The sequence below is a fragment of the Paraburkholderia elongata genome (assembly GCF_013177735.1).
Lineage (GTDB): Bacteria > Pseudomonadota > Gammaproteobacteria > Burkholderiales > Burkholderiaceae > Paraburkholderia > Paraburkholderia elongata.
Window position 1 is genome coordinate 41,912 of the sequence record NZ_WOEZ01000126.1, and the last position, 22,968, is coordinate 64,879.

The window sequence follows — 22,968 nt, forward strand, 5'->3', positions numbered from 1 at the left end:
CGCCATGCATCAAAGTCTGGTCCCGCCCGCGTCAAAGCCCCGTCCCGCCAGCCTCCAAACCACTGTCCCGCCTCGGGTCGTCCCTGCTTGACCGGACGTTCATCGCTCCTATACTCTTTCGAAGCTTTCGGGGCACCCGTGGCCTACCTGCGACGGGGGATCCACCACCCGTCAAACACGGGCCAACATTTCAATAATAGGGAAGAGGAGACGTCATGGCTCACGACGCCGACGCGAACAAGGCCAGCAAACGTTGGCTCTGGTTGCTGCTGTTGCCCTGGATCGCAATGATCTGGGTGCCGTCATATAACAAGGTCGAACCGCAGCTGTTCGATTTTCCGTTCTTCTACTGGTATCAGCTCCTGTGGGTGCTGATTAGCGCGATCATCACGGCGCTCGTGTACTTCAAGACCAAGACCCGTTCGACGGGCAGCTCGCAAGGGGGCGCACAACAATGAACGCCACCGCAACTTTCGTCTTCGTCCTGTTTTTCATCGGCGTCACCATTCTGGGCTTTATCGCGGCCCACTGGCGGCGCGGCGATCTCGCCCATCTGGAAGAGTGGGGCCTCGGCGGCCGGCGCTTCGGCACAATCGTCACGTGGTTCCTGCTGGGCGGCGACCTGTACACCGCCTACACTTTCATCGCTGTACCGGCGCTGGTGTTCGGTGCGGGCGCAACCGGCTTCTTCGCGCTGCCGTACACGATCCTGATCTACCCGTTCGCGTTCGTGGTGTTCCCGAAACTGTGGAGCATCGCCAAGCGTCAGGGTTACGTGACATCCGCCGACTTCGTCTCGGCCCGCTATGGCAGCCGCATGCTCGCGCTGGCGGTTGCCGTCACTGGCATCGTCGCGACGATGCCGTACATCGCGCTGCAACTGGTCGGTATCGAGGTGGTGATCGGCGCGCTGGGTTTCGACACCCAGGGCTTTGTCGGCGATCTGCCGCTCATCATCGCGTTTGCGATCCTCGCGGCCTATACGTACACCTCGGGCCTGCGCGCGCCGGCCATGATCGCGGTCGTCAAGGACATCCTGATCTACATCACGATCTTCGCCGCGATCATCGTGATTCCGCCGCAACTGGGCGGCTTCGGCCATATCTTCAGCGTGGTGCCGCCGGCCAAGCTGCTGCTGAAAGCGCCGGACGTGTCGAGCCTGAACGGCTACAGCGCGTACGCGACGCTTGCGGTCGGCTCGGCGCTCGCGCTGTTCCTGTACCCGCACTCGATCACCGCGGTGCTGTCGTCGAACTCAGGTAACACGATCCGCCGCAACATGGCGATGCTGCCGGCTTACTCGCTGGTGCTCGGCCTGCTCGCGCTGCTGGGCTTCATGGCCTTGGCGTCGGGCGTGAAGGACATGCCGGAATTTGCGCCGTACTTCAAGGCGTTCGGCCCGAACTTCGCGGTGCCGGCGCTGTTCCTGCACTTCTTCCCGTCGTGGTTCGTCGGCGTGGCGTTTGCGGCGATCGGTATCGGTGCGCTGGTGCCGGCGGCAATTATGTCGATTGCGGCAGCGAACCTGTACACGCGCAACATCCACAGGGAGTTCGTGAACCGTAACATGTCGCATGAGCAGGAGACCAACGTCGCGAAGCTGGTGTCGCTGATCGTCAAGGTCGGCGCGGTCGCGTTCATTCTCGGTTTGCCGCTTACGTACGCGATTCAGCTGCAACTGCTGGGCGGTATCTGGATCATCCAGACGCTGCCGGCTATCGTGCTGGGTCTGTACACGCGCGTACTCGACTACCGTGGCCTGCTGCTCGGCTGGGCGGCCGGTATTGCCACCGGTACGTGGATGGCGATTTCGCTGAAGCTGGCGAGCTCGATCTTCACGATCCACCTGTTCGGTTTCGCGATTCCCGGCTACGCGGCAGTGTGGTCGCTCGTCGTGAACCTGGTGGTGTCGGTGGTGGTGAGTATTCTGGTGCGTGTGCTCGGCATGCAGCGCGCCGAAGACCGCACCCGTCCGGAAGATTATCTGGACGTGGTCGAAGGCTAAGTCAGCCGCTCAATCTCGCCTGAAAAAGCAACGCCCGCAGACAAAAGTTTGCGGGCGTTTGTCTTTCCGGAGCACTCCAGGGCACGATAGCGGAACCGTCCTTCAAAGCGTCCGTCGCGCCGCCATGGCTTCTGCCGATCCCCACCGCGTCATTGCCCGCCGCTCGGCCATTAGCCGCATGGTGCGCACGATCACGTCGCCGTACTACCGCTATCGCCACGCGAAGATGCTGCATAGCCTGCGCGTCGGCGTCGCGATGCTGGTGTCGATTCTCGCGACCACCGGTATCAACATTCCTCACGGCATCTGGTCGTCGGTGACCCTGCTGGTGGTGATCGGCGGCTTGCAACATCACGGCAATATCCGCAAGAAGGCCGCCGACCGGGCTGCGGGGACGCTGCTCGGCGCGTCGATTGGGCTCCTCTTGATCCTGCAGCAGAATCTGCTCGGCTCGCTGCCGCTCACCTATGTGCTGATGTCGATCGTCGCGGCGATCTGCGCATGGTTCGCGATCGGTTCGTCGGGATATATCGGTCTCTTGACGGCGATTACGATGTGCATCGTCGCGGGTCATGGCGACAATCTCATCGACGTCGGTCTATGGCGCACGCTGAACGTGCTGATCGGCATTGTGATCGCGCTGGCGTTTTCGTTCGCGTTGCCGCTGCACGCGACTTATTCGTGGCGTTATGGGCTCGCCGCCAATCTGCGCGAATGCGCGCGGATCTACACCCGTTTGCTGGAAGGGGAGACCATCAGCGAGGACGAACAGGTCAAACGCTTCCTCGCGATCAACAAGCGGCTGGTTCAGTTGCGCTCGCTGATGCCTTCGGTGGCGAAGGAGATCGATGTGCCGCAGGCCCGGCTCGAGGAGATCCAGCGGCTGCATCGCTCGGTGCTCAGTTCGCTGGAATTGCTGGCCACCGGCCCGCTGATGCGTGCCGATGCCGCGGCGCGCGCTGCGTATGCGCGGGAGTGCGGCGTCGAAGTGCATGCCGTGCGCGGCATTCTGCTGGCGATGGCGCGCGGCCTGCGCTTTGGCCGCGCGACGCACTTCGGCATTCCGGCCGCGTCGCCGCTCGCACAGGCGCATAGCGACGCGGCGCTTGAATTGCCGCCCGACTTGCAAGGGCCGTATTGGCTCGGGCAGCGGCTAGCTGAACAGGTGGACCGGTTGCGCGCTTTGTTGCTGGAGACCGAGCCCAACTGGAACATCGAGCGGCATTCGCGCAACTTGCTGAAGGCATAAGGCGGCTGCGGCCACCGCAGCCGGGGCCGACCGAGGTAGCCCCAGCAGCGCTCGGTAAGCGTGAAGGCCTTACTCCTCCGGCACCGTCACCATCCAGCCGAGGCCGAAGCGGTCCACTACCATCCCGAAGCCTTTGCTCCAGAAGGTCGCTTGCCACGGCATCATGATCTTCCCGCCTTCCGCCAGTGCATTGAAGTATTTTTCGGCCGATGCCGCGTCGTCGGCCGTCAGCGACAGACTGAAACCGTTCATCGGACCGGCATCGGGGTCGCAGTGGCCGTCGGACGCCATCCAGGTCGTCGAACCGGATTTGATGCTCGCGTGCATGATCTTCTCCTCCGTGCCAGGGCGCAGCTGGCCCTGCGCGTCAGGCGGCGCCTCCTTGAAGCGCATCTGGAATAACACTTCGGCGCCGATTGCTTCGCCGTAAAACTTCAGCGCTTCTTCGCAACGGCCGTTGAAGAAAACATAAGGCTGAACGTACATGATCGTCTCCTGGAATGTGGGTCAGCGGCGCCGCGTTCCTTCGGTCGACGGCCAGGAGGAGCGGGCGTGCAGACGATTGTAGTCGTCCGTTGTGGCAGCAATTGTGACTTTATGTTGGAAGCGCAGTTGGGCTTGACGTGGACCCAATAAAACGCCGCCAGAAACGGCACGCGGCCCTGAACCGGAAGGCTCAGGGCCGCGTATTTGGCCACATGTGCCACCGCTTACTTATAAGCGGCGCAGGCGAAGCTTAACGCAGCGCTTCGATCAGCTTTTCCAGCTTGACGGCGTCCGCCGCGAACGCGCGGATGCCTTCAGCGAGCTTTTCGGTCGCCATGGCTTCGTCGTTGACGAGGAAACGGAACGACGATTCGTCGACCGGCACGCGTTCGATGTCCGCACCCGAGCCGAGCTCAGGCGACAGCTTGCGCTCGACCTTTTCAGTGCTCTCCTGCAGCTTTTGCAGCAGATCCGGGCTGATGGTCAGCAGATCGCAACCGGCCAGTTCCAGAATCTGGCCCGGGGTGCGGAAGCTCGCGCCCATCACCTCGGTCTTGTAACCGAACTTCTTGTAGTACGCGTAAATGCGGCGCACCGATTTGACGCCCGGATCGTTGGCGCCGCCGTCTTTCGCTTCGTCCCATGCGCTGCCGGCGTTCTTCTTGTACCAGTCGTAAATGCGGCCGACGAACGGCGAGATCAGTTGCGCACCCGCTTCGGCACAGGCGGCGGCCTGCGCGAGCGAGAACAGCAGCGTCATATTGCAGTGGATGCCTTCCTTTTGCAGCACTTCGGCGGCGCGGACGCCTTCCCACGTGGAGGCCAGCTTGATCAGCACGCGTTCGCGGCCGATGCCATGGTCTTTGTACAGGGCGATCAGCTCACGGCCCTTGGCGATCGACGCTTCGGTGTCGAACGACAGGCGCGCATCCACTTCGGTCGACACACGACCCGGGATGATCTTGAGAATTTCGGTGCCGAATGCGATCAGCAACTGGTCGATGATCGCGCCGACCGGCTTCGACGCGTGGGCTTTCACGGTCTTTTCGAGCAGCGGCCGGTAGTCGTCTTTTTGCACGGCCTTCAGAATCAGCGACGGATTGGTGGTCGCGTCCTGCGGCTTGTACTGGGCAAGCTGCTGGAAGTCGCCGGTATCGGCCACGACGGTGGTGTATTGCTTGAGTTGATCGAGTGCGGTTGTCATGTTCGAGCCTTCATGGCGCGCGTGCGCCGTGGTTCAGGAGAAATGAGGTCGCCACCGGACGGAAAAAACAAAACAGTGCCGGCGGCCGCGGGTCACGCTGCAGCGTCCGCCCGCCATGTTGCCGGGAAACGCTGCCGGATGCTTCTATTCTATGGCGGATTCAGGCGCGCCGGGCGTTCAGCACCAGTTGCGTCAGCACGCCCGCCACCAGCCCCCAGAACGCCGAGCCGATCGACAGCAGCGTGAGGCCCGAGGCCGTCACCATGAACGTCACCAGCGCCGCCTCGCGCTGCTTCGTGTCCTGCATCGCGTTGGCGAGGCCGCTCATGATCGAGCCGAACAGCGCCAGCGCCGCGACGGAGACCACCAGCGCCTTCGGCAAGGCGGCGAACAGCGCGGCAATGGTCGCGCCGAAAATCCCGGCGATCAGATAGAAAATGCCGCACCAGACTGCTGCGGTGTAACGCTTGTTGCGGTTTTCGTGCGCTTCGGGGCCGGTACAGATCGCCGCCGTAATGGCCGCAAGATTGATACCGTGCGAGCCGAACGGCGCGAGCAGCAGCGAGGCGATGCCCGTTGTCGAAATCAGCGGCGCGGAAGGCGTGGTGTAGCCGTCCGCGCGCAGCACGGCGATCCCCGGCACGTTCTGCGACGCCATCGCGACGACGAATAGTGGAATGCCGATGCTGATGCTCGCCGCGACCGAAAACACCGGCATCGTGAACACCGGATGGGCGAGCGCGACGTGAAAGCGGCTGAAGTCGAGCAGCCCGAGCCCACCGGCGGCAGCCGTGCCGACGATCAGCGTCGTCACGATCGCATAGCGCGGCGCGAGGCGTTTGACGACCAGATAGGTGAAGAACATCGTCAGCACGAGCGCGGTCTGGAACTGCGCAGCGCGGAAAATCTCGATGCCGATCTCGAACAGAATGCCCGCCAGCAAAGCCGAGGCGATGCCTGCCGGGATTTTCTTCATCAGCGTATCGAACCAGCCGGTCAGGCCGACCACCGTCAGCAACACCGCGCAGACGATGAACGCGCCGATCGCCTCAGGGTAGGCCACATGCGGCAGCGACGACACCAGCAGCGCCGCGCCGGGCGTCGACCATGCAATCACGATCGGCGCGCGAAAGCGCAGCGAGAGGCCGATCGTGCAGACGGCCATGCCGATCGACAGCGCCCAGATCCAGGACGAAATCTGCGCATCCGTGAGATGCGCGGCCTGGCCTGCCTGGAACATCAGCACGAGCGAGCTGGTATAGCCCGTCATCATCGCGACGAAGCCGGCGACGAGGGCGGACAACGACGTATCGGCAAACGGTCTGAGCCGCCCGGCGTGTGCGTCGGCAGAAGACAAATCGGGCGATGAAGACGGATTCATGCAGAAGCTTTCTTATAGTTGGAGTGAAAACGTGATCTGATTATTTGCTCAACATGCGCATCGCCGTTTCGAGTCCGGCGAGGGTGAGCGGATACATGCGGTGGCCGAGCACTTCCCGGATCGCGCTGACCGACTGCCGGTACGCCCACAAACCTTCCGGCTCCGGATTGAGCCATGCGTAGTGCGGGAAATGATCGGCGAGGCGGCGCAGCCACACGGCGCCGGCTTCGGCGTTGTTGTATTCGACCGAGCCGCCCGGCTGCAGCACTTCATAGGGGCTCATGGTCGCGTCGCCGACGAAGATCAGCTTGTAGTCGGGCGTGAACTTGTGCAGCAGGTCCCACGTCGGCATGCGCTCGGCGTGACGTCGGCGATTGTTTTTCCACAGGAAGTCGTACACACAGTTGTGGAAGTAATAGAACTCGAGATGCTTGAATTCGGCCTTGGCGGCGGAAAAGAGCTCTTCGGTGCGTTTGATGTGATCGTCCATCGAGCCGCCCACGTCGAGCAGCATCAACACTTTCACCTTGTTGTGCCGCTCCGGCACCATCTTCAGGTCGAGCCAGCCGGCGTTTGCCGCGGTGCTGCGGATCGTGTCGGGCAGATCGAGCTCTTCGGCGGCGCCTTCGCGGGCGAAACGGCGCAGGCGGCGCAGCGCGATCTTGATGTTGCGCGTGCCGATTTCGACCTGATCGTCGTAGTCGCGATAGGCGCGCGCTTCCCACACCTTCACCGCCGTGCGATTGCCCGCCGCGTCGCCGCCGATGCGTACGCCCTCAGGGTTATAGCCGCCGTTGCCGAACGGCGAGGTGCCGCCCGTGCCGATCCATTTGTTGCCGCCTTCGTGGCGCTCTTTCTGTTCGTCGAACAGCTCCTTCAGGCGCTCCATCAGCTTGTCGAGGCCGCCCATCGCTTCAATCTGCGCTTTTTCTTCGGGCGACAGATCGCGTTGCAGCTTCTTCTTGAGCCAGTCGAGCGGGACGTCGAAGGCGAGTTCCGAGGCTTGCGCGACGCCCTTGAAATACGCGCCGAACGCCTGGTCGAACTTGTCGAAATACTGCTCGTCCTTGACCAGCGTGATGCGCGCGAGATAGTAGAACTCGTCGAGCGACGGCGCGATCACATTGGCTTTCAGCGCCTCGAGCAGCGTCAGGTATTCCTTTACCGACACCGGCAGTTTGGCGGCGCGCAGCGAGTAGAAGAAGTCGATCAGCATGCTGTGTCCTCGGCGGCGGCAGGTAGGCGGTGCGCCGCGCTCATCAACGGGTGTTCGCGGTCAATCAACGGTTGTTGCGGTTCATGAAGATCAGCCGCTCGAACAGGCTCACGTCCTGTTCGTTCTTCAGGAGCGCGCCGTGCAGCGGCGGGATGATCTGCTTCTGGTCGGACGAGCGCAGCGCTTCGGGCGGAATGTCTTCGGCGAGCAGCAGCTTCAGCCAGTCGAGCAGTTCCGACGTGGACGGTTTCTTCTTCAGACCGGCGACGTTACGCAACTCGAAGAAGCTCTGCATGGCCGAGGCGAGCAGTTCCTTCTTGATGCCGGGGTAGTGCACCTCGACGATCTGCTGCATCGTCACCGGGTCGGGGAACTTGATGTAGTGGAAAAAGCAGCGGCGCAGGAACGCGTCGGGCAGTTCTTTCTCGTTGTTCGACGTGATGATCACGAGCGGGCGCTCTTTGGCGCGGATCAGCTCGTGGGTCTCGTACACGTAGAACTCCATGCGGTCGAGTTCGCGCAGCAGGTCGTTCGGGAATTCGATGTCGGCCTTGTCGATCTCGTCGATCAGGAGCACTGTTTGCTCCTCCGACTCGAACGCCTGCCACAACACGCCCTTGACGATGTAGTTGCGGATGTCCTTGACGCGTTCGTCGCCGAGCTGGGAATCGCGCAGGCGCGACACCGCGTCGTACTCGTACAGGCCTTGCTGGGCCTTGGTGGTGGACTTGATATGCCACTGCAATAGCGGCATGCCGAGCGCGGCGGCGACCTCTTCGGCGAGCATCGTTTTGCCGGTGCCGGGTTCGCCCTTGATCAGCAACGGGCGCTTCAGCGTCATCGCGGCGTTGACCGCGAGCTTGAGGTCGTCGGTGGCGACGTACTGCGATGAGCCTTCAAAACGCATGGCGAGATGCTCTTTTTTGGGAAAAAACCCAGTATAAGTCAGAAGGCCTGTTGCGCTGAAACGGGCTCGCGTATGGTTTCACCCGCGGTGTCGGACGCCGAAGCGAGTCCCCATGCGGGGCTCGCGAGCGGCCCGTACTCGCCCGGCGTGCCCGGTGGGCGGGCGCGCCGGGTGTTGCGGGCTGGGCGGGCGGATCCCGGTGGTCGGTGTAGAGTCACGCGGAACTGGCGCGGCGGGGCAGAAATGGCGCTAGCCGTGGTTTTGCGGCGGCCGGATGCGCCGCTGGCCCCGCGCGGTGGACGTTCGGCGCGGCGTCGCGGTACAATTAGCCCGATTTTTTTGGCCTGCGTGGCTACCCTATAAGAATAACGGCGCGGGCCGTTGCCTTTTTGGGCGCCCGTTTCCCCTCAAGCCAGGTTACATGCTATGAATAAATTCGTCGGCAAACACGTCGTGATCGCAGCGCTGTCGGTGCTCGCGGGCTATGCGGCCAGTGCGCAGGCAGCGGATGTCGTCGGCAACGCGAAGGCGGGCCAAGGCAAGGTCGCGATGTGTATTGGCTGCCACGGCATCCCTGAATACCGCACGGCTTACCCTGAGGTCTACCGCGTGCCCATGCTCGGCGGCCAGAATCAGGCGTACCTCGAGAACGCCATGCACGGCTACAAGAAGGGCGACCGCCACTTCGAAACGATGCGCGCGATCACCACGTCGCTGTCGGATCAGGACATCGCCGACATCGCTGCCTACTACGCGGCGCAAAATTCCTCTTCGAAGAACAATCCCGACAAGTGATCGGCTGCGGTCATCCGTCCGGTCACTCGGCTATTTATATTCGCGGGATAGGAGAATTCATGAATAAGCCCCAACAGGCACTCCACACGGTGTTCAAGGCTGCATGCGCGTCGGCGGCAGTCATCGGTCTGGTTGCAGCGAACGTCGCGCACGCCGCTGACGCCGGCAACGGCAAGGTGCTGGCGGACAGCCACAACTGCGCGGCTTGCCACGGCGTCAACCTGAACAAGCCGGTGAGCCCGGAATATCCGAAGCTCGCCGGTCAGCACTCCGACTATGTCTACTGGGCGCTGCGCCAGTACCAGATGGGCAATGGCAACCCGCACCTCGGTCGCAACAATGCGATCATGCAGGCGCAGGTGCAGAGCCTGTCGCAAAGCGACATGAAGGACATCGCGGCCTACGTCGAATCGCTGAACGGCGATCTGGTGCAGAAGAAGTAACAGCGTCGCGCTGTTTTTGCGTTGCTTGCAGATTGAACAACACCCCGCTTCGGCGGGGTGTTGTGCTTTAGGCGCCGTGATTCGCGCGGTGTGGCGGATGGATGGTGCGGCGGCTCGCGGCTCGAACCTCGGGCGCGTTCGCGGCGGGGCGTTTGGCGCCCTTAAATCCCTTGATCTCTTTGAATTGCTTTGAGTAATCGCTCAGTCGCGCGTGGCGCGCTGCTCGATACGCTGCAAGTAGGCATCCGTGTCTGGCGGGGTGCCGGTGCGCTGCGCTTCCCAGATGGTTTCGCCGAGGCAGTCCATGATCGCGTGCTGCGCCTCGTGGGTCGAGCCGAGACGGGCGGCGAGCCGCTCGTGCGCCGCGCGGATGCCCGGCGGCTGGTCGATCGACAACTGTTCGGTGATCGCCAGATGCATCGACAGATGCAGGAACGGGTTGGTCTGGCCGCGTTCGGGCGAGTAGTCCTGCGCCTGGGCGGCTTCCATGTTGGTTAGATCGGCGTGATATTCCGGATGCTCGACGATCCAGTCGGCAGCGATCGCTTCGAGCGGCGTCAGAATCTCGCCGTGACGCTGTTTGCGCCAGGTGTCGGTAAAAAATTGACGGACTTCGTCGCGGCTGGGATTAAACATCGTGGGAACAGTGCGGTTAGTGTGGGGCTGAGTGCGGGGCTTGGCGTGGGGCGTAGTGCGGCGCGCTTCAGGCTTACGTGCAGGGCGTCATTTTACGCCGGGGTAACGTAGCTTGCTGGCGGCGCGGCGCCCTCAAAGATCCGGCGGCGGCGTTTTGGGCCGGAATTCGCACAGTGGCTCGATCACGCAATGCCAGCATTCCGGCCGGCGCGCTTTGCATACGTAGCGGCCGTGCAGAATCAGCCAGTGGTGGGCATCCTGCTTGAACTCGGCGGGCGTGAATTTCTCCAGCGCCGCCTCGACCGCGCGCACGTCTTTGCCGGGCGCGAGCCCAGTTCGATTCGCAACCCGAAAGATGTGCGTATCGACGGCGATGGTCGGATGGCCGAACGCGGTGTTCAGGATCACGTTCGCCGTTTTACGGCCGACCCCCGGCAAGCTTTCGAGCGCTTCACGATCCTCAGGCACTTCGCCGCCGTACTGGTCGAGCAGAATGCGGCAGGTTGCGATCACATTCTTCGCCTTGGTCCGATACAGGCCAATCGTCTTGATGTAGCCGGCAACCCCTTCTTCGCCGAGATCGAACACCTTCTGCGGCGTGTTCGCGAGCGGGAACATCTTGCGCATCGCCTTGTTCACCGACACGTCGGTGGCCTGCGCCGACAGCAGCACGGCAATCAGCAGTTCGAACGGTGTGGTGTACTCGAGCTCGGTCGTGGGATGCGGGTTGAGACTCTGAAGCGTCTCGTAGATGGCGCGGCGTTTGTTCGCGTTCATGCGCAGCGTAGAGTTAAGGGTTAGCGCTTCGTTGGCGGCGTATCGGTGTTACCCGCAGTGCTACCCGCGGTGTTGTCCGCGGCGAGTCCGAGACGGCGGCGGCGTGCTTCGGCGGCGTCGATCTGCGCCTGCACGTCGGCGCTGACGCGTTCCGTATTTTGCGGACCTTGCCCCTTGGCGGCCAACTCTTCTTTCTTCTGACGCGCGCGATCGAGCGCGGCCTGGATGATCGCGCGCTTTTTCGCTTCGGCGGAGTCCGCTGCGGGTGCAGCGGTTGTTGCCGTGGCATCGGTTTCCATAGCTTGAGCGGGTGTGCTGCTGACTGCTCGCCGCGCTGCAGCACGCGCCTCGGCCGCTTCGCGTTCGCGTGCGAGACGGGCTTCCCGCCGGTTGTGGCGCTCGCGCGCGGCGTCGGCCTGGCCTTGGCTCCATGCGTTCCAGCCGGTTGCCTCACCGGTGACCGGCAGCATCGCGATGCAATCGACCGGGCAGGGGGGCACGCATAGGTCGCAACCGGTACAGAGTTCGGCGATCACCGTATGCATCTGTTTCGGTGCGCCAACTATTGCATCGACCGGACAGGCCTGCATGCACAGCGTGCAGCCGATGCAAACTTGTTCGTCGATAACCGCCAGCGGACGCGGCCGTTCGACGCCATTGGCGGAATTGAGCGGGATCACCGGTTTGCCGAGCAGCGTGGCGATCCGGGCGATGCCTTCGGCACCGCCCGGCGGGCACTGGTTGTAGTTGGCTTCGCCATTGGCGACGGCCTCGGCATACGGACGGCACGCCGGATAGCCGCACTTGGTGCATTGCGTTTGGGGCAGCAGATCCTCGATGCGGTCTGCGAGTGTTTTGGAGTCGATCACGGTCACAACGTTGGTGCTTGCCTTGCGGCCGCGTAGCTTGAACTAAATAGCACATTATCGCCGATTTCCCCAATTGCCATCCGCAATCCATGTGCCATAATCGAAGCGCTTTTTCGAAAGACCGCATAAGGGTGTTCCCCCAACCAGCCCGTTCAGTGCTGTCGGTGCAAGGCCCAAGGAGAGGCCGGCGGTACGATCCGGATAACGCGGCTCACGAAGACGATGCCACCATGAATCAGCCGAAAATCAAAAGAGATCCTGAAGGCACGCGGCGCCGCATTCTGCTTGCGGCGGCCGAAGAGTTTGCAAATGGAGGGTTGTTCGGCGCGCGCGTCGATCAGATCGCCCGCCGCGCGGAGACTAATGAACGCATGCTCTATTACTACTTCGGTAGCAAGGAGCAGCTTTTCACTGCGGTACTCGAGCACGCATTCAGCGCGCTCAATGAAGCGGAACGCGCACTCGAACTGAACGGCATTGCGCCGGTCGAGGCGGTGACACGTCTCGCGCATTTTGTTTGGGATTACTACCGCGATCATCCCGAGTTGCTGCGTCTCGTCAACAACGAGAATCTGCATGAGGCACGCTACATGCAGAAGTCGACGCGCATCCGCGAAATGATCTCGCCGATCGTTGCCACGCTCGGCGGCATTCTTGAGCGGGGTCAACGTGCGGGGCTGTTTCGCAACAACGTCGATCCGCTGCGCTTTTACGTGACGCTGTCCGGCATGGGCTACTACATCGTGTCGAACCGCTTCACGCTCGAAGCGACACTCGGTCGCGATTTCAGCACTGCGAGCGAACGCAGTGAGGTCATTCAGATGAACACCGAGTTGCTGCTTGCGTATCTGTTGCGGAAATAAACTGCAGCGCGGCTGCGGCTCAACGGCATAAGAAGCGTCAGAAACGACAACGGCCTCTGAAGAAGAGGCCGTTGTTTATATCCGTGCGCGCGGTGCTCAGGCTTCGACTTTTTCCTTCGTTACCTTCGGCGCCTTGTTGTGCTCGAGGATGAAGTCGCGCAACTGCGGATAGATGATGGTGCGCCAGCGGCGGCCTGAGAAAATGCCGTAGTGGCCGCATTTTTCCGCGGTGAAGTGACGCTTGTTCTCCTCCGGAATGCCGCTGCACAACTCTTGCGCGGCGAACGTCTGACCGTCGCCGGAGATATCGTCCAGCTCGCCTTCGATGGTGAAGAGCGCGGTCTTCCTGATGTCCTGCGGACGCACCCGCTCGCCTGCGACGTCCCACGTGCCTTCGGCCAGACGGAATTCCTGGAACACCACGCGGATCGTGTCGAGGTAATAGTCCGCGGCCATGTCGAGCACGGCGTTGTACTCGTCGTAGAAGCGGCGATGCGCTTCGGCATCGTCTTCGTCGCCGCGCAGCAGGCTTTGGTAGAAATCCCAGTGCGAGGCCGCGTGCCGTTCCGGATTCATCGCGACGAAGCCAGTGTGTTGCAGGAAGCCCGGGTAAACCTTACGGCCCACGCCCGGATAGTTCGGCGGCACCGTGAAGATCACGTTGTTCTCGAACCATTCGTACGAGTGCTGCGTGGCGAGCGAGTTGACCGAGGTCGGGCTCTTACGCGCGTCGATCGGGCCGCCCATCATCGTCATGGTGCGCGGCGTGTCTTCGCCGCGGCTCGCCAGCAGCGAAATGGCGGCGAGCACCGGGACGGTGGGCTGGCATACCGAGATCACGTGCAGATTCTTCGCGCCGATGTGGTGGATGAATTCCTGGATGTACGCGATGTAATCGTCGAGATGAAACTCGCCTTCTTCGAGCGGCACCATGCGTGCGTCGATCCAGTCGGTCAGGTAGACCTTGTGGTCTTGCAGCAACGTGCGCACCGTATCGCGCAGCAGCGTGGAGTGGTGCCCTGACAACGGCGCGCACACCAGCACGACCGGCTCATCTTTCAATTGGGTAACAGCGTCGCTGTCGTCCGCGAAACGCTTGAAGCGCATCAGGCGGCAAAACGGTTTCTCGATGATCGTTTGTTCGATGATCGGAATGTTATGACCGTCTTTGACAATTTGATGAAGGTTGAACTCGGGCTTTTCGTAATCTTTGCCGAGCCGGTACAGCAGTTCATAACCGGCGGAGAGGCGTGTGGCACCGGGCACATAGGCCAATGGGCTGGCGGGATTCGCGAACGATTTCGACGCAGCCTGGGCCCAGGCGGTGAGGGGGCTCAACATCGCCCGTTGGAATTCGTGCAGTTGGTAGAGCATGGGTGCTCCGTTTAAGCGGTTCGCATGGGGCTTGGCAAACACGCATGTGGCGTTGCGGCAGGCCGTATAGGTTGTGGGCACATTGATTTTCGGCCAACAGTCTGCTCGATCATACTGAACAAAGCGTACTTGTGCAATGCAGCAATTTGCGTGCGGGCTGCGCGCAAAATGTCATTAAATCATGCTACTGGCGATGCTGCCGCGCCGCTATCGGGAGTTGCCGCAGCCTCAAGTTCCGTGGCCACGCTGCCGTTATGCGGCGGCTGCCCGGTCGCCTGGGCCATCGCCTGTTCGTGTTTCATCAGGTTCAGGCCGGTGTGCACCAGCGCCACATGCGAAAACGCCTGCGGGAAGTTGCCGACCAGGCGCTTCGCGGTCGGATCGTACTCTTCCGCGAGCAGACCGACGTCATTGCAGAGGCCGAGCAGCCGTTCGTACATCGCGACGGCTTCATCGATGCGGCCCTGCAATGCCAGGTTGTCCACCATCCAGAACGAGCACGCGAGGAAGGTGCCTTCGCCGGGTGGCAGGCCGTCGTCATATTCGGTGGTGCGGTAGCGCATCACGAAGCCGTCGTGCATCAAGTCCTTTTCGATTGCCGCTACCGTGCCCGTGATGCGCGGATCCGCTGGAGGGAGGAAGCCGACCAGCGGCATCAGCAGGACGCTCGCATCGAGCTGGTCGCTGCCGTAGGACTGGGAGAACGCGTTGAGCCCCGGATTCCATGCCTTGGCGCAGACTTCCGCGTGGATTGTCGCGCGGGTTGCACGCCATTCGTCGAGTGGGCCTTCCAGCTTGAACATTTCGGCCGACCGAATCGCGCGGTCGTAGGCGACCCACGCCATCACCTTGGAGAAGGTGAAGTGCTGGCGGCCGCCACGGGTTTCCCAGATGCCTTCGTCCGGCTCTTCCCAGATCTTGTCGAGGTGGCCGAGCAACGCGCGCTGCACGTTCCATGCGGTGTCGTCCGCCTGCAGGCCGCCGACGCGCGCGAGATGCAGCGCGTTCATCACTTCGCCGTAAACGTCGAGCTGGCGCTGGCCGACCGCGTTGTTGCCGATCCGCACGGGTTTGGCATCCTGATAGCCCGGCAGCCAGTCGATTTCGAACTCGGGCAGGCGCCGCTCGCCGGCGATCCCGTACATGATCTGCAGCTGATCGGGCGCGCCGGCCATCACGCGGCCGAGCCAGCTGCGCCACGCGCGGGCTTCGTCGTAGTAGCCGCCGCGCATCATCGCGAGCAGCGTGATGGTGGCGTCGCGCAGCCAGCAGTAGCGGTAATCCCAGTTGCGCGTGCCGCCCAACTGTTCGGGAAGAGACGTGGTGGGCGCCGCGACGATGCCGCCGGTCGGCTCATACGCGAGCGCCTTCAGCGTAATTAGCGAACGGCGGATCGGCTCGGCCCATTTACCTTCGACGGTGCTGCGCGCCGACCAGTCGAGCCAATGGTTCTCGGTGCGTGCGAGCGACGTATGCGGATCGCGGCCCGGCGGAATACGCAGATGCGAGGCTGCATAGGCCAGCGAAAACGGCACGCGCTCACCTTCGCTCACGGTGAATTCCGCGACGGTCTTCATGTTCTCGCCGCGCAACTCGACCGGCGTGCGCAGCACCGCGGTATCGGGGCCGACGATCGCCTTGATGCCGCTGTCGTGCTTCAGCCGATCGACCCACGGAACCGAAAAGCCGTAGTCGAAGCGCAGCACCAGTTCCATCCGCATGCGCACCGTGCCGCGTTTGCCGACCACGATCCGCACCATCTCCGACCAGCCGTTGCCCGGCGGCATGAAGTCGATCAGCGTGACCGCGCCTTCGGGCGTTTCGAAATCGGTTTCAAGGATGAGCGTTTCGCCGCGGTAACGGCGCGTGATCCTCGGCGGCGTGTCCGAGACCGGCGAAATCAGCCAGCGGCCGTTGTCGGGCGTGCCGAGCAGGGCGGCGAAGCAGGCGCCGGAGTCGAAACGCGGCCAGCAAAGCCAGTCGACGGATCCTTCCCGGGAGACGAGCGCGGCCGTGTGGCCGTCGCCGATGAGCGCGTAGTCTTCGATGAGTGCGGGCATGGAGGAGCGTGTCGGTTTTACGCGAGGCGGGGGGCGCCGCGCTTGGGGTGGTTGTTTTTACCGGACTCGCGCGATGCGTTTTGGTTCAGCACGCAATGCGGCAAAACGCGGGTTGGTAATTGTCAAATCACTGCCTACAATCATTTTTCATGCCGATGCGCGGAGCTCTCCGGATCATGCACCGGCCTTGCCCATGGCGAATGCAGACGCCGCTTTCGAGGACCGAAGCTATGCTGAACCCGTCGAAATCCGATTGCATCACGATTCTCTCCGCCGCCAGCGAATTGGCTGACGATTCGATGTTGCCGCTCGAACATGGCCGGTTGGGCCTGAGCCGCAACGGAATGCTGGCCGCGGCGGCCTTTCTGGTCGAACGGGCCTGCTTCCGGCGTCATCAGGAAGGTGACGGTCATTATGCCGTCGGCGGATTGTCGTTGCAGGGGCGCTTGCGGCTCGACCAGCTTTCGAACGGCTGACCGTCCGCCGCGCGGGTTTGCGCCGCGCGGCTGTCTTGCATCTGGCACGCTGCGTCTGGCGCAAATCTGTCACGCACGTACCGCTTTGCGGTGTCAATTGTTGCTGCGGCTGCAGCCGTCATCAATACGCGTACCGTTTCCACACACGCACGCCGTTCGTGCGACACGTTGCCGGACCGGCACTGCGCCCGGTCGCGCGTCCCTTCCTGCTCATCTTGCTGACTCCCGTCGTCTAGAAGTGCGACGCCCCCATGCCGAAGATCCCAATGATGCCGATGATGATCAGATAGAGCGCGACGATGTAGTTCAACAGGCGCGGCATCACGAGAATCAGAATGCCGGCGATCAACGAAACGAGCGGGCCCAGGCTGAGTGTGACGTTCATGAAGACTCCGTAGTGTGAGAGGGGTGAGACGCGATTGAAAAAACTTATACTTGCCTCGATAAAACAATTCGACCGATTGCGCGGCAGACCGGAGACACCAATACAACCGAATAACCGATGTCCAGGAGGTCGCATGCTTCGTAGTCACCGGGCCGCAGTGCGTGCCGTTTCAAACTCTCCTTCTTCTGCTGCTCAATCCACCTCATGGCGCGGCGGCCGGCCAGCTCCTCTGCGCTCCGCCCGCTCGATAATAAAAGGTTTCGTGCTCATGGTCTCGATTGTTGCTTCGCATGCGTTTGCGCAAGATGCCGGCCCGGCTCCCGCCGACGGCGTCTATGACATGCTGGTCGGCACTTACACCGGCGGCAAGAGCGAGGGCCTGTACGTCTATCGCTTCGACACGAAGACGGGCGAACCGACCCGCGTGTCGGTCGCGCAGACAGTCAACCCGTCGTACCTGGTGGTGAGCCGTGACCGGCGCTTCGTCTATGCGGTCAACGAATTGCCCGGCGACAATGGCCCGGCGACGCAACGCGGCGGCATCAGCGCGTTTCGCTTCGACGCCGCGAGCGGCCAGCTGACCTTTCTCAACAAGGTCTCGTCGGACGGCAATGATCCGTGTTATCTGAGCGTGTCGCCGGACGGCAAATATCTGCTGACTGCGAACTACTCGGTGGCGGCCGATCCGGGCGGCAGTTTCGCGGTGTTCCCATTGCAGGCGGATGGCCAGGTGGGCGCGTCGGTGCTCACGGTGCACCATGAAGGCGGCGGTCCTGTGAAGGGACGTCAGGACAACTCGCACGTTCACTCCACCGTGTTCTCGCCGGACGGTCACTACCTGTTCGCCCAGGACCTGGGCGCCGACAAGCTGTACTCGTACCGCTATACGCCGGACGGTAGTCGCGGCCTGTTCGGCCCGACCGACTGGCGTTACACCCAGGAGAAAGCCGGCACGGGCCCGCGTCACCTGGTGTTCGGCGCGGACGGCAAGCATGCGTATCTGACGAGCGAACTGGCCGCCACGGTCAGCACCTTCAACTACGCTGACGGCAAGCTCGCGCAGGTGCAGACGATTTCGCTGACGGAGCCAGGCTTCAAGGGCGCAGTGGGCGCCGCGGCCATTCATCTGTCGCCGGACGGACGCTTCCTGTACGCCACCAACCGTGGCGATGCGAACGAAATCGTGATCTTCTCGGTCGATCCGGCCAACGGTCATCTGAAGAGGATCGGGCATCAGCCGAGCCTCGGCAAGTCGCCGCGCGAATTCGCGATCGACCCGACCGGCAATTGGCTGATTGTCGGCAATCAGAACAGCGATACGGTGGTTGTGTTCAAGCGCGACCAGCAGAGCGGTTTGCTCGAAGCGAATCCGAAGCAGTTCGAACTGGGTTCGCCGGTGGATTTCAAACTGGTGTCGCCGTCGTGAATCGTGATTGCGTGCGCGCAAAATGAACGTGCATGAGCATGCGTTTGGCGCGTGATCTTGAATGCGCGTAGGCATTCGATTTGTTGCCGCGCGACTTGACCACGCGCGTTGCATGAAAAAACGGGCCGCTTCGAGCGGCCCGTTCGTTTGATGCTGGCTTTGGTCGGCTGCTGCCGGCTGTGCGTGCTTATTTGTGTGTTATTCCGCCGCTCCTGGCGCGAGCACTTCACGGCTGCCGTTGATACCCATTGCCGACACCAGGCCCGCCGTCTCCATCTGCTCGACGAGGCGCGCCGCACGGTTGTAACCGATGCGTAATTGCCGTTGTACCGACGAGATCGATGCGCGCCGCGTGCGCACCACGAAGGCGACGGCTTCGTCGTAAAGCGGATCGGCTTCGGCATCCGGCGTGTCGCCGAACAAGTCGGGCGACGCGCCTTCGGTGGCCGGGCCGTCGAGAATGCCTTCTTCGTATTGTGGTTCGCCGAACTGCTTCAGATACTCGACGATCCGATGCACTTCCTCGTCGGCGACGAATGCCCCGTGCACGCGTTGCGGGTAGCCCGTGCCCGGCGGCAGGAACAGCATGTCGCCCTGGCCGAGCAGCGATTCGGCGCCCATCTGATCGAGAATCGTGCGCGAGTCGATTTTCGACGACACCTGGAACGCCACGCGCGTCGGAATGTTCGCCTTGATGAGGCCGGTGATCACGTCCACCGACGGACGCTGTGTCGCCAGAATTAGGTGAATACCGGCGGCGCGCGCCTTCTGCGCGAGACGCGCGATCAGCTCTTCGATCTTCTTGCCCGCGACCATCATCAGGTCGGCCAGCTCGTCGATCACCACGACGATCAGTGGCAGCGCCGCGAGCGGCTCGGGTGCTTCCGGTGTCAGCGAGAACGGGTTGCCGAGCTTCTTGCCCTTGGCTTCCGTATCGCGGATCTTCTGGTTGAAGCCGGCCAGATTGCGCACGCCGACCGCGGACATGAGCCGATAGCGCTTTTCCATTTCGCCGACACACCAGTTCAGCGCATTGGCCGCCAGCTTCATATCGGTGACGACCGGTGCGAGCAGATGCGGAATGCCTTCGTACACCGACAGTTCCAGCATCTTCGGGTCGATCATGATGAGCCGCACTTCTTCAGGCGTCGCCTTGAAGAGCAGCGAGCAGATCATGGCGTTGATCGCCACGGACTTGCCCGAACCCGTCGTGCCTGCCACCAGCATGTGCGGCGCCTTCGCGAGATCGGCGACCACCGGATGGCCGGTGATGTCCTTGCCCATCGCCAGCGTCAATTGCGAATGCGAGTTCTGGTAGACGCTGGCTTCAATGATTTCGGACAGGCGGATCGTCTGCCGCTTGGCATTCGGCAACTCGAGACCCATGCAGGTCTTGCCGGGAATCGTCTCGACCACGCGAATCGACGTGAGACCGAGGCCGCGCGACAAGTCCTTCATCAGGCCGACGATCTGACTGCCGCGCACGCCGAGCGCCGGCTCGACTTCGAAGCGCGTGATGACCGGGCCGGCCGAATGGCCGACCACAGTGACCGGCACCTTGAATTCCTGCAGACGCTGCTCGATCAACAGGCCGGTTTCGATGAGCTTTTCTTCTGAAACGGGTTCGACGTCGGTGTCGGCGAACGCGAGCAGGTCGAGGGTTGGCAACTCGACCATCGATGCCGCCGGCGCGTGGAATTCGAAGCCGTTGGCCGGGCTGTGGCCGCGCTGCGGCGCGCGCTGGACTGCGGGTTCGGCGGGTTCCACTGGTTCCGCGGGCTCGGTCGAGGGTCCGGTGGCGAGGTAGGCTGCAGATGGCGCAGTTTGGGTGGTCGAGATGCTCGGTGCGGCCGGCGCTGCCGGTACGCCCGACGCGTAAGCTAGCCCGTTGGCGGCTTCGTCGACGATGGCGGGAGAGGTCACCGGGGCGGCCTGAACCGCGAAACTCGGGAAGCGAACCACGTTCGACGCGTGCGATGTGGTGCTTTGCGGCTCTACTGCCGTGACGACGGTCGAAGCGTCCGAGGCGGCTGACGAGTTCAAATCGTCCGATACGTCCGATACGTCCGATAGGGCAGGGGCGTCCATCGTTTCTGCGTCGACCGGCGCGGATGTTTCGCTCGCGCTCGCGACGTGCCACGGCGGCGTGGCGTGATGCATCGCCACGGGCGTCGCGATGTGCGCTTGCGTGGGTGCAATCTGCACAACATGCGTCGTCGCGTCCTGCGACGGCACCGCAGCCTGACTGATCGGCTGCTCGCGTTCAGCGGGCGGGTTTGTACTGCTGTCGCTCTGATCTGCGAGTTGCGTCGGTTCGTTTTCGACGAACGGAGACGCGTCCGTTTGCGCGCCGCTGGCTTCCAACTGGGCTGCAAAGATTTGAAACGGTGTGGGCGTGGGCACCGGCGCTGCATACTGCGTGGCTGGTGCTGGTGCTGGTGCTGGTGCTGGTGCTGGTGCTGGTGCTGGTGCTTCTGCTTCTGCCGATGCCTCCGCCGGTGCCGATGATTCTGCTTGTGTCGATGCCGATGTTGGTGCTGCCGCCAGTGCCGATGCTTCTGTTTGTGTCGGTGCCAATGCCGACGCGGATGCCGATGCCGATGCCGATGCCGATGCCGATGTCGATGTCGATGTCGACGCAGGCGCCGCGGCTAACGATGCCTGGATGATTGGCGGCTCAATCGGCCATTGCACCACGGGTTCGATGTCTTCCTCGATCGGTGCCTCGGATGCGACTTCGATTCGCGGCGTTTCGACCGGCGACTGCGCCGGCGTATGGTCCGGCAGAGCCTCGACTACGTCCTGCAACGGCGCGCTTACACTCGGCACCGCGGCCATTTCAACTTCGCTTGCACGCGACGAAGCCACACCAGCCACATCAGATTGCCCAGCCTCGACCGGCAGCTCGGTGCTCAACGGAGTCGTCGCGACCGTCGCGTTTTCCGCGCTGCTGCGCGCGAGGCTGACGCCGGCGATGTCGGTCCAGCGCGCGGCGTTCTCCGCAATACTGCGAAGCGTCTCCTGGACGCTGGCAGGCGGTGTGACCTTTTGCGCTGTGGCCATCGGCCGGGTATAGCTGGGTGCCGGCGCACTGAGCGAAGCCGGGCGCCGCGTGGGCTGCGCCGGCGTGATGTTGGTGTTCGCGAGCGGAGCGGGCGAGAACGGCTGCTGGGCCGCCGTGGAGCGACTTCCTTGAGATCCTCCAGCGGCTGAACCCTGGGTCGTCGACGGACGGCCTGTGCCAGCCGAGGCGTTCGTCGCCGAGCCGGCTATCGAACCGGACGCCATCCGCGCTGCCGCCAACGCGCGCGCCGCTTGTGCTGTTTGTGCCGCAGCAGCCGGAGCGGCAACCGCACCCGCCAAACCAGCCACACCTGTCATGCCCGAGCCGACCGCCGACGATCCCACCGGACGTTGCTCGCCAACCGAGCGTCGACCAACCTGCGATGCGCCATCGCGAACTGGAGTTGCTGTTGTTCCTGATGCCGCGGTCGAACCGGCTGGCGCTGCGGGCGCGCGTGGCGCTGTTGCCGGCTCACGCAACCATCCGGCCGGCGCAACCGGCTCGGCCGGCATCCATTCAGCCCTGTCCGGGTTCAGCGAGTGCGCCTGTGTCGGCGTCTGCGCTTGCATCGGCACTTGCCGCGGCGCCTGGCGCGGCGGCGTACCGGCTGACGTACGCAGCACCGGCTCCGGCTGCGCGGCCTGGCTGCGCGTTTTCATTGCGCCGTCGCGCCAGCTCGCCCCGGCGCCGCGCGCCGCCGTATCCCTGGCCGCCGCCGCACCAGCCGCACCGCGGCCACTCGCCGGCGGCCGCCAGACGGTCGGGCGCGCATAACGTCCATTGCTTTTAGGCGCCATCGTATTGGTGGTCGGCGATACGTGCGACGGCAAACCGTCGTCGACGCTGCGATGGCGGCGCGCTTCCTCGTCGCGTTTGGCGAGGCCGCGTGACAGGCCGAGGCCGAATGCACCATCGGCCCACACGGCGACGTCGCGCCAGCGGAAGTCGATCAGCCAGGGCAGGCTGATCAGGAGCAGGGCGAGCGCCGCGAGCGGCGTGCCGATATGCCCGAGCAGATGACCTAAGCCCGCCGCCAGCGCATGGCCGAAGCCATTCACGCCGGCCGCGCCGATCAGCGACGCCTCCAGCGTGCAGCTCGCGACCATCGCGCAGACGAAGCCGAGCCAAAGGCGGATCGTGCCGGGGCCGCGCAAACCTGCGCCGCCTGGCAGCGCCGACTTCACGAGGCGCCACAAAAGAGGAATAAACCAGACGGCTGACCCGCCGAACCAGCCGAAAACTACCGTGTGCATACTAGACATCAACGAATGACGGACGCGCAAAAACGCAATCCGTCGAGTTTAACCGGCGAAGCCCGATGCTTCGAAGGCAGACGCAAGTATGCTTGCGTC

The 22,968-nt window shown here is 63.1% G+C and carries 20 protein-coding genes; 8 read left to right on the forward strand and 12 right to left on the reverse strand.

Going from position 1 to position 22,968, the window contains the following annotated elements; genetic code table 11:
* The first annotated feature begins 215 nt into the window (after positions 1-215).
* The 3 genes from GNZ13_RS23610 to GNZ13_RS23620 all read left to right on the forward strand — a co-directional run bounded on the left by GNZ13_RS23610 (position 216) and on the right by GNZ13_RS23620 (position 3,254).
* Positions 216-458, forward strand: a complete 243-nt coding sequence (locus GNZ13_RS23610; RefSeq protein ID WP_172168569.1) for a DUF3311 domain-containing protein — start codon at positions 216-218, stop codon at positions 456-458.
* Entirely contained in the window at positions 455-2,005 is a 1,551-nt protein-coding gene (gene mctP / locus GNZ13_RS23615; RefSeq protein ID WP_172168571.1) for a monocarboxylate uptake permease MctP, read from the forward strand. Before GNZ13_RS23610 ends, mctP begins: the two co-directional genes overlap by 4 nt.
* A 124-nt stretch (positions 2,006-2,129) precedes the next feature.
* Positions 2,130-3,254, forward strand: coding sequence for an FUSC family protein (locus GNZ13_RS23620; protein ID WP_172168573.1), 1,125 nt, complete (start codon positions 2,130-2,132; stop codon positions 3,252-3,254).
* A 69-nt stretch (positions 3,255-3,323) separates the two neighbouring features.
* On the opposite strand, the gene GNZ13_RS23625 is transcribed toward GNZ13_RS23620, so the two are convergent.
* From GNZ13_RS23625 to GNZ13_RS23645, 5 genes are all read right to left on the reverse strand, one after another.
* Positions 3,324-3,740 (reverse strand): VOC family protein, encoded by a 417-nt coding sequence (locus GNZ13_RS23625; RefSeq protein ID WP_172168575.1) that lies wholly within the window; start codon positions 3,738-3,740, stop codon positions 3,324-3,326.
* 250 nt (positions 3,741-3,990) lie between these two features.
* On the reverse strand, positions 3,991-4,944 hold the full coding sequence (gene tal / locus GNZ13_RS23630) for a transaldolase (RefSeq protein WP_172168577.1): 954 nt from the start codon (positions 4,942-4,944) through the stop codon (positions 3,991-3,993).
* 160 nt (positions 4,945-5,104) lie between these two features.
* Positions 5,105-6,325 carry a benzoate/H(+) symporter BenE family transporter gene (locus GNZ13_RS23635; RefSeq protein WP_172168579.1) on the reverse strand — a complete coding sequence of 407 codons (1,221 nt, stop codon included), beginning with the start codon at positions 6,323-6,325 and terminating at the stop codon, positions 5,105-5,107.
* 40 nt (positions 6,326-6,365) lie between these two features.
* Positions 6,366-7,541 (reverse strand): vWA domain-containing protein, encoded by a 1,176-nt coding sequence (locus GNZ13_RS23640; protein ID WP_172168581.1) that lies wholly within the window; start codon positions 7,539-7,541, stop codon positions 6,366-6,368.
* Positions 7,542-7,605: 64 nt separating this feature from the next.
* Positions 7,606-8,448, reverse strand: coding sequence for an AAA family ATPase (locus tag GNZ13_RS23645; protein ID WP_172168583.1), 843 nt, complete (start codon positions 8,446-8,448; stop codon positions 7,606-7,608).
* Positions 8,449-8,874: 426 nt separating this feature from the next.
* Between GNZ13_RS23645 and GNZ13_RS23650 the strand changes: the two genes are divergently transcribed.
* Together GNZ13_RS23650 and GNZ13_RS23655 are read left to right on the forward strand one after the other, a co-directional pair.
* Positions 8,875-9,243: a c-type cytochrome gene (locus tag GNZ13_RS23650; RefSeq protein ID WP_172168585.1), complete on the forward strand. Its 369-nt coding sequence runs from the start codon at positions 8,875-8,877 to the stop codon at positions 9,241-9,243.
* Between the two features lie 59 nt (positions 9,244-9,302).
* Positions 9,303-9,686, forward strand: coding sequence for a c-type cytochrome (locus GNZ13_RS23655; RefSeq protein WP_064272216.1), 384 nt, complete (start codon positions 9,303-9,305; stop codon positions 9,684-9,686).
* A 201-nt stretch (positions 9,687-9,887) separates the two neighbouring features.
* On the opposite strand, the gene GNZ13_RS23660 is transcribed toward GNZ13_RS23655, so the two are convergent.
* The 3 genes from GNZ13_RS23660 to rsxB all read right to left on the reverse strand — a co-directional run bounded on the left by GNZ13_RS23660 (position 9,888) and on the right by rsxB (position 11,974).
* Positions 9,888-10,322, reverse strand: coding sequence for a DUF1841 family protein (locus GNZ13_RS23660; protein WP_172168588.1), 435 nt, complete (start codon positions 10,320-10,322; stop codon positions 9,888-9,890).
* Positions 10,323-10,454: 132 nt separating this feature from the next.
* Complete coding sequence (gene nth, locus GNZ13_RS23665; protein WP_172168591.1) at positions 10,455-11,099, reverse strand: endonuclease III; 645 nt, start codon at positions 11,097-11,099, stop codon at positions 10,455-10,457.
* A gap of 20 nt (positions 11,100-11,119) precedes the next feature.
* On the reverse strand, positions 11,120-11,974 hold the full coding sequence (rsxB, locus tag GNZ13_RS23670) for an electron transport complex subunit RsxB (RefSeq protein ID WP_407945657.1): 855 nt from the start codon (positions 11,972-11,974) through the stop codon (positions 11,120-11,122).
* A 224-nt stretch (positions 11,975-12,198) separates the two neighbouring features.
* Here rsxB and GNZ13_RS23675 point away from each other — a divergent pair, with 224 nt between their 5' ends.
* Entirely contained in the window at positions 12,199-12,831 is a 633-nt protein-coding gene (locus tag GNZ13_RS23675) for a TetR/AcrR family transcriptional regulator (RefSeq protein WP_172168597.1), read from the forward strand.
* Positions 12,832-12,927: 96 nt separating this feature from the next.
* Here the strand turns inward: GNZ13_RS23675 and GNZ13_RS23680 are convergent, their stop codons facing one another.
* Together GNZ13_RS23680 and GNZ13_RS23685 are read right to left on the reverse strand one after the other, a co-directional pair.
* Positions 12,928-14,205, reverse strand: coding sequence for a polyhydroxyalkanoate depolymerase (locus GNZ13_RS23680; protein ID WP_172168600.1), 1,278 nt, complete (start codon positions 14,203-14,205; stop codon positions 12,928-12,930).
* A gap of 179 nt (positions 14,206-14,384) precedes the next feature.
* A complete protein-coding gene (locus GNZ13_RS23685; protein WP_172168603.1) occupies positions 14,385-16,265 on the reverse strand; it encodes a glycoside hydrolase family 15 protein in 1,881 nt (626 codons plus the stop codon).
* Positions 16,266-16,495: 230 nt separating this feature from the next.
* Between GNZ13_RS23685 and GNZ13_RS23690 the strand changes: the two genes are divergently transcribed.
* Positions 16,496-16,741 carry a hypothetical protein gene (locus GNZ13_RS23690; protein ID WP_172168606.1) on the forward strand — a complete coding sequence of 82 codons (246 nt, stop codon included), beginning with the start codon at positions 16,496-16,498 and terminating at the stop codon, positions 16,739-16,741.
* A 232-nt stretch (positions 16,742-16,973) separates the two neighbouring features.
* Here GNZ13_RS23690 and GNZ13_RS23695 read toward each other — a convergent pair whose 3' ends face one another.
* Positions 16,974-17,126 carry a DUF3096 domain-containing protein gene (locus GNZ13_RS23695; protein WP_172168609.1) on the reverse strand — a complete coding sequence of 51 codons (153 nt, stop codon included), beginning with the start codon at positions 17,124-17,126 and terminating at the stop codon, positions 16,974-16,976.
* Positions 17,127-17,259: 133 nt separating this feature from the next.
* Here GNZ13_RS23695 and GNZ13_RS23700 point away from each other — a divergent pair, with 133 nt between their 5' ends.
* A complete protein-coding gene (locus GNZ13_RS23700) occupies positions 17,260-18,552 on the forward strand; it encodes a lactonase family protein (RefSeq protein WP_172168612.1) in 1,293 nt (430 codons plus the stop codon).
* A gap of 198 nt (positions 18,553-18,750) precedes the next feature.
* Here GNZ13_RS23700 and GNZ13_RS23705 read toward each other — a convergent pair whose 3' ends face one another.
* Positions 18,751-22,869, reverse strand: coding sequence for an FtsK/SpoIIIE family DNA translocase (locus tag GNZ13_RS23705; RefSeq protein ID WP_172168615.1), 4,119 nt, complete (start codon positions 22,867-22,869; stop codon positions 18,751-18,753).
* Positions 22,870-22,968: the final 99 nt, after the last annotated feature.

Bases quoted from the DNA above. Each gene is read 5' to 3' on its own strand.
- GNZ13_RS23610 (WP_172168569.1), top strand. From the start codon at position 216: ATGGCTCACGACGCCGACGCGAACAAGGCCAGCAAACGTTGGCTCTGG.
- mctP (WP_172168571.1), top strand. From the start codon at position 455: ATGAACGCCACCGCAACTTTCGTCTTCGTCCTGTTTTTCATCGGCGTC.
- GNZ13_RS23620 (WP_172168573.1), top strand. From the start codon at position 2,130: ATGGCTTCTGCCGATCCCCACCGCGTCATTGCCCGCCGCTCGGCCATT.
- GNZ13_RS23625 (WP_172168575.1), bottom strand. From the start codon at position 3,740: ATGTACGTTCAGCCTTATGTTTTCTTCAACGGCCGTTGCGAAGAAGCG.
- tal (WP_172168577.1), bottom strand. From the start codon at position 4,944: ATGACAACCGCACTCGATCAACTCAAGCAATACACCACCGTCGTGGCC.
- GNZ13_RS23635 (WP_172168579.1), bottom strand. From the start codon at position 6,325: ATGAATCCGTCTTCATCGCCCGATTTGTCTTCTGCCGACGCACACGCC.
- GNZ13_RS23640 (WP_172168581.1), bottom strand. From the start codon at position 7,541: ATGCTGATCGACTTCTTCTACTCGCTGCGCGCCGCCAAACTGCCGGTG.
- GNZ13_RS23645 (WP_172168583.1), bottom strand. From the start codon at position 8,448: ATGCGTTTTGAAGGCTCATCGCAGTACGTCGCCACCGACGACCTCAAG.
- GNZ13_RS23650 (WP_172168585.1), top strand. From the start codon at position 8,875: ATGAATAAATTCGTCGGCAAACACGTCGTGATCGCAGCGCTGTCGGTG.
- GNZ13_RS23655 (WP_064272216.1), top strand. From the start codon at position 9,303: ATGAATAAGCCCCAACAGGCACTCCACACGGTGTTCAAGGCTGCATGC.
- GNZ13_RS23660 (WP_172168588.1), bottom strand. From the start codon at position 10,322: ATGTTTAATCCCAGCCGCGACGAAGTCCGTCAATTTTTTACCGACACC.
- nth (WP_172168591.1), bottom strand. From the start codon at position 11,099: ATGAACGCGAACAAACGCCGCGCCATCTACGAGACGCTTCAGAGTCTC.
- GNZ13_RS23675 (WP_172168597.1), top strand. From the start codon at position 12,199: ATGAATCAGCCGAAAATCAAAAGAGATCCTGAAGGCACGCGGCGCCGC.
- GNZ13_RS23680 (WP_172168600.1), bottom strand. From the start codon at position 14,205: ATGCTCTACCAACTGCACGAATTCCAACGGGCGATGTTGAGCCCCCTC.
- GNZ13_RS23685 (WP_172168603.1), bottom strand. From the start codon at position 16,265: ATGCCCGCACTCATCGAAGACTACGCGCTCATCGGCGACGGCCACACG.
- GNZ13_RS23690 (WP_172168606.1), top strand. From the start codon at position 16,496: ATGCTGAACCCGTCGAAATCCGATTGCATCACGATTCTCTCCGCCGCC.
- GNZ13_RS23695 (WP_172168609.1), bottom strand. From the start codon at position 17,126: ATGAACGTCACACTCAGCCTGGGCCCGCTCGTTTCGTTGATCGCCGGC.
- GNZ13_RS23700 (WP_172168612.1), top strand. From the start codon at position 17,260: ATGCTTCGTAGTCACCGGGCCGCAGTGCGTGCCGTTTCAAACTCTCCT.
- GNZ13_RS23705 (WP_172168615.1), bottom strand. From the start codon at position 22,869: ATGCACACGGTAGTTTTCGGCTGGTTCGGCGGGTCAGCCGTCTGGTTT.